Genomic DNA, 18,076 nt, shown 5'->3' on the forward strand with positions numbered 1-18,076 from the left:
ATTTTACGGCTATAGGTATTAATCTACAAACTTATAGCCAACTCCTTTTACAGTTTTAAAGGATTTGTCACCAATTTTTTCTCTTAGCTTTCTAATATGAACATCAATGGTTCTACCACCAACGACAACCTCATTACCCCAAACCTTATCCAAAATTTCTTCACGCTTAAAGACCTTTCCAGGTTTGGTTGCTAACAAAGATAACAATTCGAACTCTTTTCTCGGTAAAATGATCTCTTCGCCCTTATTAGTAATCTTGTATTCTTCTCTATTGATAATCAGGCTACCAATCTTCACAATTGGATCGGCTCCATCAGCATCCTTCAATCGACGTAGCAATGCTTTAACCTTACTAGTAAGCACTTTTGGCTTAATTGGTTTGGTTATATAATCATCGGCTCCAGCATCGAAACCAGCAACTTGAGAATAATCTTCTCCTCGAGCAGTTAAAAACGTAATTATCGTATTATTCAACTCTGGAATCTGACGAATCTGCTCACAGGCTTCTATACCATCCATTTCTGGCATCATTACATCTAAGATAATAAGATGCGGTCGTTCTTTTTTAGCCTTTTTAACCGCTTCTAAGCCATTTTCTGCAGTCGAAATTTGATATCCTTCCGAAGAAAGATTGTAGCCAACGATCTCTAAAATATCTGGTTCATCGTCGACTAATAAAATTTTGATGTCGTGCTTTTTCAAAGTGAAAAATAGTTTTAATTATATGTCTGGTAAAGATAAAACATAAAAAACAATGTCTTAACATTGACAAGAATAATAACAATAAGCTAACATAGGTATAACGTTTCTGTAAAGCCGCCAAGAAAGCTTGTTTTAAGTCACTATATAATGACATTAAATGTGTTATGATATTGTAAAATACTCTATTTGGGATAAGGTTGTTATCCAAAAACCCCATTTTCTGTTTATATTTGTTTGCTTAAATTTTTTACAACAAACAAATTATGAAAAAACTTTACTCTTTTATTGTTGCCATAATGGTAGCGTCTTTGTCTTTTGGACAAGATATGATAATTACTGGAGCTTTTGACGGCCCCCTTACTGGAGGAACACCAAAGCTTGTAGAAATATATGTAGTTAATGATATTGCTGATTTGTCTTTATATGGACTAGGCTCTGCTAATAATGGTGGAGGATCTGATGGAGAAGAACTTACTTTTAGCGGCTCTGCTACTGCTGGCCAATTTATTTACGTTGGAAGTGAAGGTAGTAATCCTGGATCTGTTAATGCATATTTTGGAATCACAGCTGATTACTTAGATTCTACTGCTAATGTTAATGGAGACGATGCGTTAGAGTTATTCTTTAATACTGCTGTAATAGATACTTTTGGTGATATTAATACAGATGGTACTGGTCAACCTTGGGAATATCTTGATGGTTGGGCATACAGAAATAATGGAACAGGACCAGATGGCACAACTTTCAATTTAAGTAGTTGGTCTTTTAGCGGCCCTAATGCTACTGATGGTTGTACAGATAATGGATCTTGTGCATCAGTTTTTCCAATTGGAACATATACTACAGCTGGAAGTAGTTGTGGTGTTACTTTTGGCACGGCTCTAGTTGCTTGTGATTCTAGTACAATTGGAGATGACAATGATAATGTTACGATTTCTATCCCTTACACAGGCTCTGATGCTGGTATTACTTCTGTAACGACTACTTCTGGCGGAACTATTGCTGGAGATGACCCATCTACTACGGCAGATGGTACAATTATATTATTAGGCTTGTCTGAAGGGGATGCTTGGGATGTCGTTTTAAATGGTGGAGACTGTGATGGCAGAGATATCTCTGGAACTGTTGATTCTGCATTATGCGATCCAACACCAAACACTTGTTTTGACTTAAGCACAGGTGGTGAATTATTTGAATTAGTTACTGTAACTACAAACTCTGACATGGATGTTTGGACATTAAATGCTGGAACATATTCTATGAATGGTTTCTGCGGTGGTGGATGTGAAGAGTTAGTTGATACATGGTTAATTTTTGGCCCACTAGACATGACTGGAGTAACAGATCTATCATTATTGTTTGATGCTGCTGAAAACTTCGGAACTACAGACTTAACTGTTAACTATGCAAGCTCTTACTCTGGATGTCCAGATAGTACATCATGGACTCTTGCACAAACTATTACTGATGCAGGTGCCATTAATGTAGATTTATCTGCTGCTTCTGGAACTACTGTATTCATTGGAATTAATTATAACGATGATGGTGTTGATGGTTATTCTGATTGGGATTTGTCTAATGTGGAATTGGCTGCTTTTGGAGCTTGTCCTACTTTAGGATCAAGACCAACATCTGACTGTGCTACATGTGATGTTTCTCTAGGAACTGAAAACTATGTTTGTAACTCTATGACAGCAGGAGCTGATAACGATTCTGTAACTATTGAAATTCCATACACAGGAACTGATAATACTTTAGTATCTGTTACAACAACTTCTGGAGGTACTGTTGGTGGGGACAATCCTGCTCTTACTGCGGACGGTACTATTACTATTACTGGTTTATCTGAAGGTTCTGCTTGGGATATCACACTTAACGGTGGTGATTGTGATGGTACAACTATTTCTGGTACAGTTCCTTCAACTTTATGCGACCCTGTAAGTTGTGGTAGTCCTGGTGATATCATCATTACTGAAATCATGCAGAATCCAGCTGCTGTAAGTGATGCTGATGGTGAATACTTTGAAGTATACAACACTACTGGTTCTCCAATCGATATGAATGGATGGATTATCAAAGATGAGGCAACTGTTTCTGAAACTCATACTATTTCTGGTTCTGTAATCGTACCAGCTAATGGCTATGCATTATTTGCAATAAACGGTGATTTTGCTACCAACGGTGGCTTAAATGAAGACTATGTATACTCTAACATCACTTTAGGTAACGGAACTGACGGTCTTATTATAGAATGTAGCTCTACTACTATAGACCAAGTTGTATGGGATAATGGTGCTACATTCCCAGACCCAACTGGTGCAAGTATGCAATTAGACATGACTGCTTTCAATGATACTGACAATGATGTTGGTACTAACTGGGGAATTGGAGTTGCTACTTATGGTGATGGAGACACAGGTACTCCAGGTTCTGCTAACGACTTTTCATTATCAGTAACTCAGTTTGAGCAAAACAGTTTCTCTATATATCCAAACCCATCTAACTTAGGGTTTGTAAATATCACATCTAACAATGCGCAAGCAATTACAGCTGTGGTTTATGATATATTAGGTAAACAAGTTAAGAACGAAACAATTAGCAACAACCGTTTAGACGTTTCTAACTTAGTTGCTGGTGTTTACATTATAAAACTGACACAAGATGGTGCTTCAACAACTAAGAAATTAGTCATTAAGTAATCGTTTTATATAATACTTTAAAAAGCGTTGCCACTTGGCAGCGCTTTTTTATTTTACATACTTTTGCTTTGCTTATTAGCATGCCTAAACTATGATAGATACGCAGCGTATTTTCAATATTAAAAACGATTCAGAATTTGAAAGCTTAGCCTTGGAGGTATTTAGGTTTCAGTTTGAAAATAATCCTGTATATCGTTCGTATTGTGACTTACTGTATAAACACCCTAGTGCTATTACCAGTCTTAAAGACATTCCTTTTCTTCCCATACAATTTTTTAAATCTCATGAAGTGTTGAGCTCTAGTTTATCGGCATTAAAAACCTTTACCAGTTCTGGAACTACTGGAAGTGTTACCAGCAAACATCATGTTGTTGACCTCAACATCTATGAAGAAAGTTTTAGTAAAGCTTTTAGGCAGTTTTATGGAGATATAAAAGACTATGTTATTTTGGCGCTTCTTCCATCTTATTTAGAGCGAGAAGGCTCTTCTTTAATCTATATGGTTGATGCTTTAATTAAAGCATCTCATCATCCTGAAAGTGGTTTTTACCTCAACAACCTGTCAGATTTATCTAAAATCATTCGAAAGCTAGAAGATAAAGGACAAAAAACACTACTTATTGGCGTTTCATTTGCATTATTAGATTTGGTTGAAACGCATCAGTTTCAATTGAAGCATACTACAATCATGGAAACTGGTGGTATGAAAGGGCGCCGTAAAGAGTTAATCCGAACTGAATTGCATGATATCCTTAAGAAAGGTTTTGGTGTAAATACTATTCATAGTGAATATGGTATGACGGAGCTACTGAGTCAGGCATATTCAAAAGGTAATGGTGTATTTGAATGCCCTCCGTGGATGAAAATCTTAACCAGAGATACTGAAGATCCATTGTCAATTAATTCTGAAGGCAAAACAGGAGGCATTAATGTTATTGATCTTGCCAATATCAATTCATGCGCTTTTATTGCTACTCAAGATTTAGGCAAAGTTTACCCTTCTGGAACTTTTGAAATCATTGGTCGTTTTGACCATTCAGACATTAGAGGCTGTAACTTAATGGCTCTGTAGAACTACCCTTTACTTTTTTTGACTATTTATTGAAAGGTTATCGAAAGTTTTTCGACTTAAATGATGAGCTATAAAAACTTTTTCAATTCTGTGAAAAAGAAAGATTAATTTTTTTATAGTTGGTTGGTTGATTTAGAACGCCCTAACCTTGCGGTTAGGGCGTTTATTTTTATTCTATGTTTCTAATATGTTTCTAAAAAGGCTTACCAAATATGTACACGTTTTTCAGTTTGACCAACTCCAAACTATCTGTGGTGGTCCAATAAAATTACTCATTTGTAGAAGTTTCAATCAGAGTTGGATGGTCTCTTAATATTATTAGCGTCCAACTCAAGTTTTTTGTTGATTTGAAGATTAAGATAAGATACTGATGCTAAAATTTCTTTTATCGCAGTAAGTTTAATGTTTTTTTCAACATTATTGAGGTTAAGTACGTCATAGAGCTTGAGCGCTGTAGTTTCAACAACAATAATTCTTGACTGGATTGTATTGGTATTAATCTGCTCCGGAATTGTAGACTTCATTTCATCTAACAACGTGGTCATTATCTTTTTATCATTTCTAAAGAAAGAGAATTCAGCCTGCTTTAAAAAGTCGATTTGCGAATTAAATTCCTGAAACTTTTGCCAATCCATAATCAATTTGTCCGCTTCTGAACTCAATACATAATCCGAGTATGAAAGGTCTTCAATGTCTTTTCTCGTAATTTGATCTCTTTTCTGTGATTGTTCTTCTTTTACTTGATCTGCCTCAGAAGTATTGGCCTCTTTCTTACAGCTAACCACAGCTATAGCACTAAGTAAAATAACTAAAAACTTTATTCTCATATCTCTAAACATGCTCGAGGCTAAGATATTAAACTCTACTTCTTCAAAATAATTATTTAACCGTTTTTTATTTTAGAAAAATTAACGATTTAAGAGCTTTATTCTTATTATTTTTGAGACATACTAATGTCTTCAAGATATATATGACTCCAAAAATCTTAATTCTTGGTGCTGGCGGACAAATTGGATCTGAGCTTACCTTTAAGCTCCGAACACTTTATGGAGAAGAAGCTGTAATTGCCAGTGATATTAATAAAAACAATCTGGAAGTTGTTAATTCTGGCCCTTTTGAATGTATTAATGCTAAAGATTATGATGGTATAAAAGATTGTATCATTAAATACAATATAAAAAAGGTCTACCTCATGGCTGCTATGCTTAGTGCCTCCGGAGAAAAACACCCTTTAGCGGCTTGGGACCTCAACATGACCTCACTCTTTAATGTTCTAAACCTTGCCAAGGAGGGCTACATTGAGTCTATCTTCTGGCCTTCTAGTATTGCTGTTTTTGGGCACACGACACCACGACATAATACACCTCAGCATACCATTATGGAGCCATCAACGGTTTACGGTATTAGCAAGCTTTCTGGTGAGCGTTGGTGTGAATATTATAAGGAAAAATATAATATTGATGTTAGAAGCCTGCGTTATCCAGGAATTATAAGTTGGAAAACTAAGCCTGGTGGCGGAACGACAGATTATGCTATAGATATTTTTCATAAAGCGATTTTAGAAGAACATTATAATTGCTTTCTTTCTGAAGATACAGAGTTACCCATGATGTACATGGACGATGCCATAAACGCAACCATTGAATTGATGCAAGCTTCTAAAGATGATATTTCTGTGGCTTCTTATAATTTGGCTGCCATTAGTTTTACACCAAAAGAAATAGCGGCTACGATCAAAGATTTAATTCCTGAATTTAGTATAGATTACACTCCAGATTTTAGACAAGACATTGCAGATTCTTGGCCAGCCTCAATTGATGATTCTTTAGCGAGAAAAGATTGGAATTGGCAACATCAATTTGGTTTAAGCGATATTACCAAAGCTATGCTTACCAATCTTGAGAATCATTATAAACTAAATGGTGTTTGAAATCACTACATTTGTTATTCAAAATAATTAATAATGTACACTACTGTTAAATTTTTACATTCTTACTGGGCTTATCTTACCTTGCTTGTGTTGGTACTGGCAACATTAAATGCCTTGATAAAACTTTTCGGCAATAAAGAGTTTGGAGCGAAAGATTTCAGAATCTCTTTATTCACTTTAATTGTTACTCATATTCAGTTTTTAATTGGAATCATCTTGTGGTTTGCTGCAGATTATATTTCACTTATTGGTGATATGGGAATGGGTGGTATAATGAAAAATTCTGCCTTAAGATCTAATATAGTTGAGCATCCAACAACGATGTTGATTGCTGCTATTCTGATTACTATTGGATATTCTAAACATAAAAAGAAATTGACATCCAAAGGAAAGTTCAAAATGCTTTCTATATTTTACACAATTGCATTGATTTTAGTTTTGGCTAAAATTCCTTGGGATGTATGGTTTAAGTAAACAAAAAAGGCGCAAATAAAATTTGCGCCTTTTTTGTTTTTTCTCTTGTAGACTTTATTTAGATTCTTCTTTCACAACAAAGACATAAACAGGGAAGTGATCACTAAATCCTCCTGTAAAACCTCCATCGGCAAAGCTTCTTTTCGGATACCCTTTCCAACGTCCGCGCTTGTTGGACAGGTACGTTTTATTAAAAATGTTTGCTTTATAATATCGGTATGATGAAAAATCTTTCTCTAATAAAGGTTTAGTCACTAAAATTTGATCAAACAAACTCCACGCATCACGCCAAGCTGTTGTTCCCAAGCCTTCTTTCTTAAACATGTTCTCATACGGATTGTAAATTCCTTTAAGCTCAACCTTTTCTCTCTTATTTTCAGCTTTAAGAACTTCCTTAACACTATCGTTTGTTGGGTTATCATTTAAATCTCCCATTACAAATATCTTAGCGTAAGGATCGTCAGACTGTAAAGAATCTATAATACGCTTTGTCAGTTTAGCTGCTCCAACACGCTTAGATCTACTTCTTGCTTCGCCTCCACTCCTAGAGGACCAGTGGTTAACAATGATATGAATTAAGTCACCATCAAGTAAGCCACTTACCAATAGTTGATCCCTTGTGAAAATTCGTTTTCTCGATATATCATCAAAAATCTTAAGCTCGTGTTTACTTGTATTTATTGGTCTAAATAACGCCTTCTGATAAATCAATCCTACATCTATTCCTCTGGCATCTGGGGAATCGTAATGCACAATTCCATAATCTTTTGGCAACAGTAAAGGATGGTTTACCAAGTCTACTAACACCTGTCTGTTTTCAATCTCGCAGACTCCTAAAATTGCTGGTGAATTCTTAGCAACATCTGCTCCGATGTCTGCAACAACTCTAGCCATACTATTCAACTTCTTAGTGTATACATCTTTCCTGTTTACTTTCATCTCCATTATTGGACTGCGTTCATCCAACTTCAATGGGTCATTAATAGTATCGAATAAGTTTTCTAGATTATAAAACCCAATAGTGTGTATTTTGTAACGTTTCTTCTCTTGAGAAAACGTATTCTGAACCAATAAGATACAGAAAATTAGTAGTGTAGCTTTTATTAATTTCATCTATAAAATATTAAGTTATCGTTATGATACAAACAAAACTCGAGCCAAAAGTATAATATTATTATAAATAACTTAAATTTGCACGCCTTAAATAACTTTTATTTAATCTATAAGAGTATTAACTTTTAAATTTCACATGAGAAAAAACTTTTTTTACGTTTTGTTGTTTGGAGTTTTGTTTACGCTATCTTCTTTTGCTCAGGAGACCAAAATTACTGGTAGTGTAAAAGATGCTGTAACAAACGAACCACTTCCTAATGTAGAAGTTACTATTGAGGAAACTGGGCAAACAACAAAAACAGATGCTAATGGTAGGTTTGATTTTTCAGCCAATGTTCCACTAGGAGAACAAGTTCTGAAACTTACCAAATTAGGTTATCTAACAGCACGATTCCCTATAGTTGTAAATCAGGGACAAGTATTAGACATTTCAGATATGTTTATGCAAATAGACGTATCTGAAACGCCAGATTTATTTTCCATTACACTATCAGATGACGAGCTAAATGATGACGATGCTGGTGCCGACAATATCTCTGGACTACTTTCTGCTTCAAGAGATATTTTTAATCGTACAGCTGCTTTCGAATTCAGTTCATCTTTCTTCAGAGTAAGAGGTCTAGATTCTGAAAACGGTAAAGTAATGATCAATGGTGTAGAGATGAACAAAATGTTCAATGGGCGTCCTCAATGGAACAACTGGGGAGGTATGAATGATGTTCTAAGAAACCAAGAGTTTACAAATGGTTTGGTACCATCTGCTTACAACTTTGGATCTGCATTGGGTACTACTAATATCGATGTTAGAGCGTCTCACTACAGACGTGGTGGTAGACTTACTTACTCTTCTTCTAACAGAAGTTATAGAAACCGTGTCATGGTTAAATATTCTTCTGGTTTATTAGAAGGAGGTTGGTCTTATGCACTATCTATAGGTAGACGATGGGGAGAAGAAGGTTTCCAAGAAGGAACACTTTACGACGCTAACTCATTCTTCGTATCTGTTGAGAAAAAGATCAATGATAAACATAGCCTTAACTTCACTGGTATCTATGCGCCTAATAGAAGAGGACGTGGTTCTAACAGTACACAAGAAGTTTATGACTTAAAAGGAATAACATATAACGAATACTGGGGTTACCAAGATGGTGAGATTAGAAACTCTAGAATTAGAAGAGTTTCTGAACCAATTTTTATGTTGAACCACTACTGGACAATCAGTGATAATACTACATTAAACACCAATATTGCCTATCAATTTGGTGAGATGGGTAGCAGCCGTTTAGATAATAATGGTACAGATTTAATCACTAACTCTTCAGGACAAGTTGCTTTTGAAGGTGGTGGTGCTAACCCAAGCCCAGCTTATTATCAAAACTTACCAAGTTATTATCTAAGAGAATTCCCAGATCAGCCTGGTTTAGCTTTTGGTGCGCAACAAGATTTTATCAATGATGGTCAAATCGATTGGGATGCACTTTACCAAGCTAATATTGCCAATGCACAAGCTGGAGGAAATGCTAGATATGCTTTATATGAAGATCGTACAGATGATACGCAACTTACAGTTAACTCATTCATCAATACAGATCTTACTGATAACATCCAATTAAATGGAGGTGTTACTTACAGACGTTTAAAGTCTGAAAACTTTGCTGAAGTATTAGACTTACTAGGAGCATCTACGTATTTAGATGTAGATGGTTTTGCAACATTCAGTAACGAAGCTGCTCAAAATGACCTTAGAAACCCAAATCGTATTGTTACTGAAGGTGATAAGTTCAGATACAACTTCAACATGTTTGCGAATGAAATCAGTGGTTTCGCTCAGGCATTCTTTAAGTACAGAAAAGTAGACTTTTACATAGGAGGTAGTGTTACCAATACGCAATACCAAAGAGAAGGTCTTTATGAAAATGGAGCTTTCCCAGGTTCTGAATCTTTCGGAAAAGGTGAAAAAGTAAAATTCACTGGGTATGGTGCTAAGATTGGTGCTACTTATAAAATTACAGGTAAACACCTCATCGATGCTAACGCAGCTTACATAGCAAAGGCACCTACCATTAGAAATACATACTCTAACAGTAGAGAAAATCATGATATAGTTCCTAACGTAAGTGAAGAAAAAATTACTTCAGGAGACATTAGCTATATATACAGATCACCAATAGTTAAAGCACGTTTAACAGGTTTCTACACTAAAATAGAAGATGCAAATGAAGTATCATTCTTCTTTGCAGATGGTATTGGTAGTCTTAACCAAAACATTGCTAATATCGATCCTAATGCTGATCAAGCTACGGCATTTATCCAAGAGATTCTTTACGGTATCGATAAAAGACATGTTGGAGCTGAATTAGGTATTGAAGCTCAAATAACACCTACTATCAAATTAAAAGGTGCAGCATCTTATGGTCAGTATACTTATGACAACAACCCTAACATTGCTATTTCTTCAGAGTTTTTCTCTGCTGCAGATACTGCTGAAGGTTTAGATAAAGCATACTTAAAAGATTACAAATTAGCTGGAGGTCCTCAAAAGGCTTACTCTATTGGTTTCGAATATCGTGACCCAGATTTCTGGTGGTTTGGAGCTACAGCTAACTTCTTTGATGAAACTTACGTAGACATCAGCCCATTAAACAGAAGTGCAAACTTCTACACTGATACTGATGGTCAAGTATTTTCAGATTATGATGAAGATGTAGCCAGGGAGCTTCTTCGCCAAGAAGAATTCGATCCTTATATGACGATTAACCTTATTGGAGGTAAGTCTTGGAAAATAGGTGATTACTTTGTTGGTCTTTTTGCCAGTGTTAATAACCTTCTGGACGAAGAATTCAGAACTGGTGGTTTTGAACAAGGAAGAAATGCTAACTTTAGACAATTAAGAGAAGACCGTTCTCTTGGAACACCTGTTTTTGGAAACCGCTACTGGTATGGTAGAGGAGCCACTTACTTTTTAAACCTATACTTTAGATTCTAAATACAAAACAAACTTTTAAAAATATAATAATGATGAAGTCAAATAAATTTTTAACCTATCTAAGCGCAATGATGCTTACACTATTTATAGTGTCTTGTGTTAATGATGATGATTTTAGTACTCCAAATGTTGGTGTTACTCCGGTAGACACGTCTTCATTTGGTAACTTAACTACGTTTAATGCAGTAGTAGGAAGATATGAGCAAGCAGTTGCTGATGGTGACCAAATAGGTCTATTTACAACTGAAGAAGCAGCTCTTTACATAGAAGGTTATGTTGTTTCTAGTGATGAAGGTGGTAACTTCTTCGAAGAAATTATTATCCAAAACTCAACAGATGCTTCAGATCCTGCTGGAGATACAAGACAAGGTCTTAGAGTTGAAATCAACGTAAGATCTTTATCAGATACTTATGATTTTGGTCGTAAAGTATACGTAAGATTAAATGGTCTTGCTATTGGACTCAGCAACGGTGTGTACACATTGGGTAGAGCTGAAGGTAATGAAGTGGGTCAAATTCAAGAATTCGAATACCTTGATTTTGTAATCAGAGATTCTGAAGTAGCGACAATCACACCAAAAGTTTCTAATGTAACTGACCTTACTGAAGCTGACGAGAATACGCTTATTCAATTACCGTCAATGCAAATTAACCGTAACCAATTAGACCTTACTTTTGCTGGAGAAGGTTCTGATGAGTTCGATGGTTTTAGAACTCTAGAAAGTTGTGCTGGTGGTGGATCTATTACACTTCAAACAAGTACGTTTGCAGATTTCAAATCTTTACCTGTTCCTCAAGGTGGAGGAAGCATTACTGGTATTTTATCAAGAGACTTTTTTGATGATTTAGATGTATTTGTAATTAATAGTATCGGTGATATTGATATGATTGGTGATCGTTGCGATCCAGATTTCTTAGAGTGTACTACTCCAGGGAATGGATCTAACACACTTTGGGAAGAAGATTTCGAATCTTTCGGAACATTTGCGTCAGAAGGATGGGATAACATAAATACTACTGGAGGAAATTTAGACTGGGTAGAAGGAAGCTTTAGCGGAAATGCTTACGCTCAGATTTCAGGATTTAGTTCTAATGAAAGTCCTTTCAATGTATGGCTAGTAACACCTGCAATCAATCTTGATGCATCTACAGGTGAAAACTTAAGCTTTGATGTTCAAACTAACTTTAACAACGGTGATATCCTTTCTGTATTTATTACAGACAACTATACAGGTGATCCTACAACTACAGAGTGGAAGATATTAGATGTTAATATCCCTGCAGGTAGTGCTACAGGATTTGGTAACTTTGAGCCAGTTGGCCCAGTGAATATTTCTTGTTTAGATGGAGATGTTCATGTTGGTTTCTTCTATGAAGGTTCTGACCCTGGTCCTACTACAAGATACCATGTAGATAATGTAGAAGTAAGAGCTGATTAAAAAAGCTTTTCTTAACCATATTTTAAAGCCCATGATAATCATGGGCTTTTTTTATACCCAATAATTAAACAAAAGTAAATTTCACCTTGCAGCTTTAATGTATTTCAACGTAAAAAAGAGCACTTAATCTATTAAGCAAAAATTAACAATACTGAAAGATTCGTTTTTTTTTAACTTCAAACATTTTAAATTTCTTTCATTAAAAAAATTTTGTTTAATACTTATCATTTTTGAAAAAGAAATAACCTAATTAACCTAACAAAAAGATGAAAAAGACTACGCTAAGTTTACTACTAATCCTTTTTACGGTAGTAACCTATGGTCAAATTGCGATCATAGAAGATTTCGAGAATGGAATCCCTGGTGATTGGACGAGTACATTTGGAGACAGTCCAACTCAAGCCTGTACGGGATCATCAGCTCGTGACAACATTTATCAATTCTCCAATACAGGTGAATTGGTTTCACCAAACCTTATTGGGCTTTCTAATGCCACTGACTTAAACATCAGTTTTGATTACAAAATTGTAGATTGGTCAGCAGCTACTGATGCAACAGCTCCTGGATGGGGAAGCTTTATTGTACAGTATAGTACAGATGGTGGTGGTAACTGGATAGACATTGAGACTATCGATGACAATAACCACGTCACATCTAATGTATGCGCTACATTAAATTATACTGTTCTTGCAGCAGACCTCCCTACGGGAAGTGATTTCCAACTTCGCTTCAATGCAACTTGGACAGGAGGAGATTATTACCTTTATTTTGATAATGTAAGTGCTTTGCAAATGGCTGATGCACCGCCAGCTTGCGATTCTAATTTAACAAATCCTGCAGATGGTTCTGCAGATAACGAGATCAACGGTAATATTGCTTGGAGTACTGCGACAGGAATTCCAACTGGGTATTTCCTTACCGTAGGAACTACTTCTGGAGGTAATGATGTCCTAGATAATGTTGACGTTGGTAACGTAACATCTTATGCTCTAGGTCAATTACAATACGAAACTACTTATTATGCAACAATAGCTCCATATAATGATATGGGGACAACAACAGATGCCTGTACAGAGCAAACGTTTACCACTAAAATGGACCCATCTCAAACAGTAGACTGTAGTGGGGCTCCTATGAATGTAACATATTGTTACGGAAATAATGATGATACATTTTGGTTATTTACATCTTCAGATGGTAGTCCACTTCGTATTACATTCAATGCAGGTGGTATAGAAAGCTGTTGTGACGATATTTTAATCTACGATGGTGTAGATAATACTGGTACATTACTATACCAAGGAAACAACGGAGGTGATTTAGCTGGGCTTCAATTTGATTCAGTAGGCACATCACTTTATATGGAAATTGATGCAGATGGTTCTGTAAGCTGTCAATCTGGAAGTGGTTGTTGTACTACAGAATGGGACTTCACTGTAGCCTGTGCTACTTGTGTTAACCCTGTTGCTACTAGTAGCGTTCGTGAAGATTGTGAAAACGGGCCTCAATTCTTTGTTGATGTTGAATTAACAGACTTAGGGTCTGCTACTTCAATTACTATTACAGATGATCAAGGATCTACACCTCAAACTGTTAATGCTACTGGAACGTATTCTTTTGGTCCTTTTGCTAACGGTACTAATGTTGTGACAACAGTTACAAATGATGATGATGGAAATTGTGTCATAAATAGCTCACCATTAACTCAAGATCAATGTGTGCTTAATTTAGTAGATTGTACACAACCCCCTTTACAACTCAACTACTGTTACGGAAACAACGACGATACATCTTGGTTATTCAGATCTACTGATGGTAGCCCTGTGCGTTTAACATTCAACGCTGGTGGTATCGAAAGCTGTTGTGATGATATTTTAATTTATGATGGTCCAGATAACACGGCACCACTTTTATACCAAGGAAATAATGGAGGCGACTTAGCTGGGCTTCAATTCGATTCTACTGGAGATGAAATGTTCATGGAAATTGATGCCGATGGTTCAGTAAGCTGTCAATCTGGAAGCGGATGTTGTACTACAGAATGGGACTTCACTGCTTCATGTGCTACTTGTGTCAACCCTGTTGCAGCCAGTAGTGTTCGTGAAGATTGTGAAAACGGCCCTCAATTCTTTGTTGATGTTGAATTAACAGACTTAGGATCTGCTACATCAGTAACAATTGCTGATGACCAAGGATCAACACCTCAAACAGTTAGTGCTACTGGAACATACTCTTTTGGTCCTTTTGCTAACGGTACTAATGTTGTAACAACAGTTACAAATGATGATGATGGAAACTGTGTAGTAACAAGCCCTGTTTTAACTCAAGATCAATGTGTACTCAACTTAATAGATTGTACACAACCACCTGTACAGTTCAACTACTGTTACGGAAACAATGATGATACATCTTGGTTGTTCAGATCTACTGATGGTAGCCCTGTGCGTATAACTTTCAATGCTGGTGGTATCGAAAGCTGTTGTGATGATATTTTAATCTATGATGGCCCAGACAATACTGCACCATTATTATTCCAAGGAAATAACGGAGGTGACTTAGCTGGGCTTCAATTCGATTCTACTGGAGACGAAATGTTCATGGAAATCGACGCAGATGGTTCTGTAAGTTGTCAATCAGGAAGTAGTTGTTGTACTACAGAATGGGACTTTACTGTAGCATGTGCTACTTGTGTCAACCCTGTTGCAACTTATGATGTTGTTAGTGATTGCGTTAATGGCCCTCAATTCTTCCTTGATGTTAATCTTACAGATTTAGGTTCGGCAACATCAATCACACTTAGTGATGATCAAGGATCTACTCCTCAAACGGTTAATGCTACCGGAACTTATACTTTTGGTCCTTTTGCAAATACAACCGATGTTGTAATTACAGTTGCAAACGATCAAGACCCAAACTGTACATTAACAAGTAATGCACTGACTCAACCATTCTGCCTAGATACAGTTGTAGACTGTAATGCTGGGCCAATAAGTGCTTTCTACTGTTACGGAAATAACGAAACTAACGTATTCCAATATACATCTTCTGATGGCTCTCCATTAAATTTAACTATTGATTCAGGAATTATTGAAGGAGCACCTTTCGACTTCTTGGTAATCTTAGATAGTGATGGTGTTACAGAACTATATAACGATGAAGGAAATAATGGAGACATTGGAGGGCTTACTTTCCAATCTACTGGAGATACAATTTTCTTTAGTGTCACTTCAGATGGTTCAGTAAGTTGTGAGTCTGGAAGTCCAGGTGAAGTTGATGGAATTAATTATACTGTTGCGTGTGCTACTTGTATCAATCCTCAAGCAACTTATGTTGTTGTAGACGATTGTGCTAATGGAAATCAATTCCTTATTGATGTTAACATAGCCTCTTTAGGAGATGCAACGTCATTAACAATCACTGACAACCAAGGTTCGGCTCCTGTACAAGTAACCACAACAGGAACTACACAATTTGGTCCTTATGGTTTTGGAATTGATGTAATCATTACTGTTTCCAATGACCAAGATGTGAATTGTGTTATTAATAGTCAAGCTATACAATTATTAGCATGTCCACCAGAAAATGATAACTGTCCAGATGCTATTGTTGCAGGTGTTAATGCCGATAGCTCTTGTGATATTGTAACGCAAGGAACTCTTATTGAAGCGACAGATTCGGGCGTTCCTTCAGGAAGCTGTCCAGGAAATCCAAATGATGATGTTTGGTTCCAGTTTACTGCTTTAAGTGAAGTACAAATCATTGCGATAAATAATTTATCAGGTGGTTTCCCTAATATTGATCATGCTGTCTACGAAGGTGCTGATTGTAATAACCTTACTGAACTTTACTGTTCTGATGATGATGCAAGTGTTACACCTCAATTAACTGTTGGTAATACGTATTTCATTAGAGTATTCTCAGGAGGTGCAGATCCTGTAACTAATGATTTTGAGCTTTGTATTAGAGAAGCTCCAAGTAATATTGTTTGTGAGAATTCTGTTAACTTCTGTTCAGGAGAAGATGGATTAACATCAGCTAATATTATAGGTATTCCTGATACTGGTCAAATAGCTTGTTTATTTACAGCACCAAACCCAACTTGGAATATTATTCAGATTGGTCAAGGTGGATTAATTGAAATTCAAATAGATCAAACAGATGATCAAGGAAATGGATTAGATGTTGACTTCGTGCTTTGGGGGCCTTTTGCTTCTTTAGAAGAAGGATGTGGTAATTTAGATACAGGTTGTCCAGACCCTAGTGATTGTCCTAATAACACTACCAATCCAAACTTCTACCCTTCAGGAAATATAGTAGACTGTAGTTATTCTGCAGCTCCTACTGAAAACTTAACTATTGATAATGCTCAAGTTGGTGAGGTTTATATTCTATTAGTAACTAACTTTAACGGAAACCCAGGAAACATCACAATTACTCAAACTAATGGTGGAGGCCCTGGAGACGGAGTTATTACTGCTGAAATTGAAGCTGAAATTGATAGTAATGAAGTTGCATTCGCTGACTTAGATAATGATCCATCAACTCCAGACGAAGCAATTCTATGTGGATTTGATCAAGTAACTATTTTTGCTGATTCTCCATTTGCAGACACTTATATTTGGTATCAAGATGGTTTTGTTATGCCAGGAGAAACAGGTCCTACTTTAACAATTACTGAATCTAACACATATCAAGTACAAGCTTTTGATGAAGACTGTATGGATGATGCTTTCTCTCAAATAGTATCAGTGAAACTTTATAGAGAACCTTCAGCCGAAGATATTCCAGATGTTGTCGTCTGTGATGGCCCAGAAGCTGATGGTGTTGAAGATTTTGATCTCAATGCTCAGATAGCAAGTATTCTAGGTGGTCAAAGTGGCACTGATTTTACTGTAAGATTCTATGCTTCAGAAACTGATAGAGATAATGCGACTAACGCGCTCAACTCTCCATATTCAAGTTCTGGCGAAACTATATATGTAAGAGTAGATGATGTAGACGCTGCCAATGATGATTTCCTTGGTTGTCGTGCAATCACGCAATTCAACTTAGTAGTAAATACGATTCCTGTTGCAAATGCACCAGGCGATTTAACTGCTTGTGATAATGATGATGGTACAGGTTCTTTCGATCTTACATTACAAGATGATAGTGTTAATAACAGTCCAGATGTGACAATAACCTATCATACTAGTGAAGCAGATGCTAACAGTGGATCAGGGGTACTAAATAGTCCATACACAAGTTCTGGTGAAACTATTTATGTTAGAGTTGAAGACAATACCACTGGATGTTATAATACTACTTCTTTTGATATCATAGTAGATACCATTCCTTTAGCTACCTTTAATACTAACGAAGTAGATTACCAAGTATGTCCGCCACCAAGTGCTGCACCGATTGAAATATCTCTTATTCCTTCAAACTTTACTGAAAGTGAAGTTACTGTAGCTTGGTTTAGAGATGGCGTACCAGTTTCAGGTAGTGGCTTGACTCTAAGTACAAACGAAGCCGGAGACTATTCTGCTCTTGTTACATTCAATTCTGGATTACAATGTGATAATGAATTCTTTGCAACGATCACACAACTAGAGTTTTGCGAGTTCCCAGAGGGTATTTCGCCAGGCGAGGTTGATGGTCTGAACGACCGTTTCGACCTGA

General features: G+C 36.3%; 10 protein-coding genes. 7 read left to right on the top strand and 3 right to left on the bottom strand.

Translation table 11 applies throughout. The features are described from left to right. Nucleotides 1–18: 18 nt before the first annotated feature. Nucleotides 19–702 carry a response regulator transcription factor gene (locus NCE97_RS10830; RefSeq protein ID WP_353779196.1) on the bottom strand — a complete coding sequence of 228 codons (684 nt, stop codon included), beginning with the start codon at nucleotides 700–702 and terminating at the stop codon, nucleotides 19–21. Nucleotides 703–965: 263 nt separating this feature from the next. Here NCE97_RS10830 and NCE97_RS10835 point away from each other — a divergent pair, with 263 nt between their 5' ends. Both NCE97_RS10835 and NCE97_RS10840 read left to right on the top strand, forming a co-directional pair. Continuing rightward, on the top strand, nucleotides 966–3,401 hold the full coding sequence (locus NCE97_RS10835) for a T9SS type A sorting domain-containing protein (protein ID WP_353779197.1): 2,436 nt from the start codon (nucleotides 966–968) through the stop codon (nucleotides 3,399–3,401). Nucleotides 3,402–3,492: 91 nt separating this feature from the next. Further along, a complete protein-coding gene (locus tag NCE97_RS10840) occupies nucleotides 3,493–4,473 on the top strand; it encodes a LuxE/PaaK family acyltransferase (protein WP_353779199.1) in 981 nt (326 codons plus the stop codon). Between the two features lie 287 nt (nucleotides 4,474–4,760). On the opposite strand, the gene NCE97_RS10845 is transcribed toward NCE97_RS10840, so the two are convergent. Continuing rightward, nucleotides 4,761–5,312 carry a hypothetical protein gene (locus NCE97_RS10845; protein WP_353779201.1) on the bottom strand — a complete coding sequence of 184 codons (552 nt, stop codon included), beginning with the start codon at nucleotides 5,310–5,312 and terminating at the stop codon, nucleotides 4,761–4,763. Nucleotides 5,313–5,443: 131 nt separating this feature from the next. Between NCE97_RS10845 and NCE97_RS10850 the strand changes: the two genes are divergently transcribed. Beyond that, on the top strand, nucleotides 5,444–6,403 hold the full coding sequence (locus tag NCE97_RS10850) for an NAD-dependent epimerase/dehydratase family protein (RefSeq protein ID WP_353779203.1): 960 nt from the start codon (nucleotides 5,444–5,446) through the stop codon (nucleotides 6,401–6,403). A gap of 33 nt (nucleotides 6,404–6,436) precedes the next feature. Next, nucleotides 6,437–6,877, top strand: coding sequence for a hypothetical protein (locus NCE97_RS10855; protein ID WP_353779204.1), 441 nt, complete (start codon nucleotides 6,437–6,439; stop codon nucleotides 6,875–6,877). 54 nt (nucleotides 6,878–6,931) lie between these two features. Here NCE97_RS10855 and NCE97_RS10860 read toward each other — a convergent pair whose 3' ends face one another. Next, nucleotides 6,932–7,990 (bottom strand): endonuclease/exonuclease/phosphatase family protein, encoded by a 1,059-nt coding sequence (locus tag NCE97_RS10860; protein WP_353779205.1) that lies wholly within the window; start codon nucleotides 7,988–7,990, stop codon nucleotides 6,932–6,934. Nucleotides 7,991–8,126: 136 nt separating this feature from the next. On the opposite strand from NCE97_RS10860, the gene NCE97_RS10865 reads away from it, so the two are divergent. The 3 genes from NCE97_RS10865 to NCE97_RS10875 all read left to right on the top strand — a co-directional run. Continuing rightward, a complete protein-coding gene (locus NCE97_RS10865; protein ID WP_353779206.1) occupies nucleotides 8,127–10,976 on the top strand; it encodes a carboxypeptidase regulatory-like domain-containing protein in 2,850 nt (949 codons plus the stop codon). A 32-nt stretch (nucleotides 10,977–11,008) separates the two neighbouring features. Next, nucleotides 11,009–12,415 carry a DUF5689 domain-containing protein gene (locus tag NCE97_RS10870; protein ID WP_353779208.1) on the top strand — a complete coding sequence of 469 codons (1,407 nt, stop codon included), beginning with the start codon at nucleotides 11,009–11,011 and terminating at the stop codon, nucleotides 12,413–12,415. 266 nt (nucleotides 12,416–12,681) lie between these two features. Continuing rightward, nucleotides 12,682–18,076, top strand: a 5,395-nt coding sequence (locus NCE97_RS10875; RefSeq protein WP_353779210.1) for an FIDD domain-containing protein, incomplete at its 3' end; no start/stop codon positions are given.

This window comes from Winogradskyella sp. 3972H.M.0a.05 (genome assembly GCF_040493455.1).
Lineage (GTDB): Bacteria > Bacteroidota > Bacteroidia > Flavobacteriales > Flavobacteriaceae > Microcosmobacter.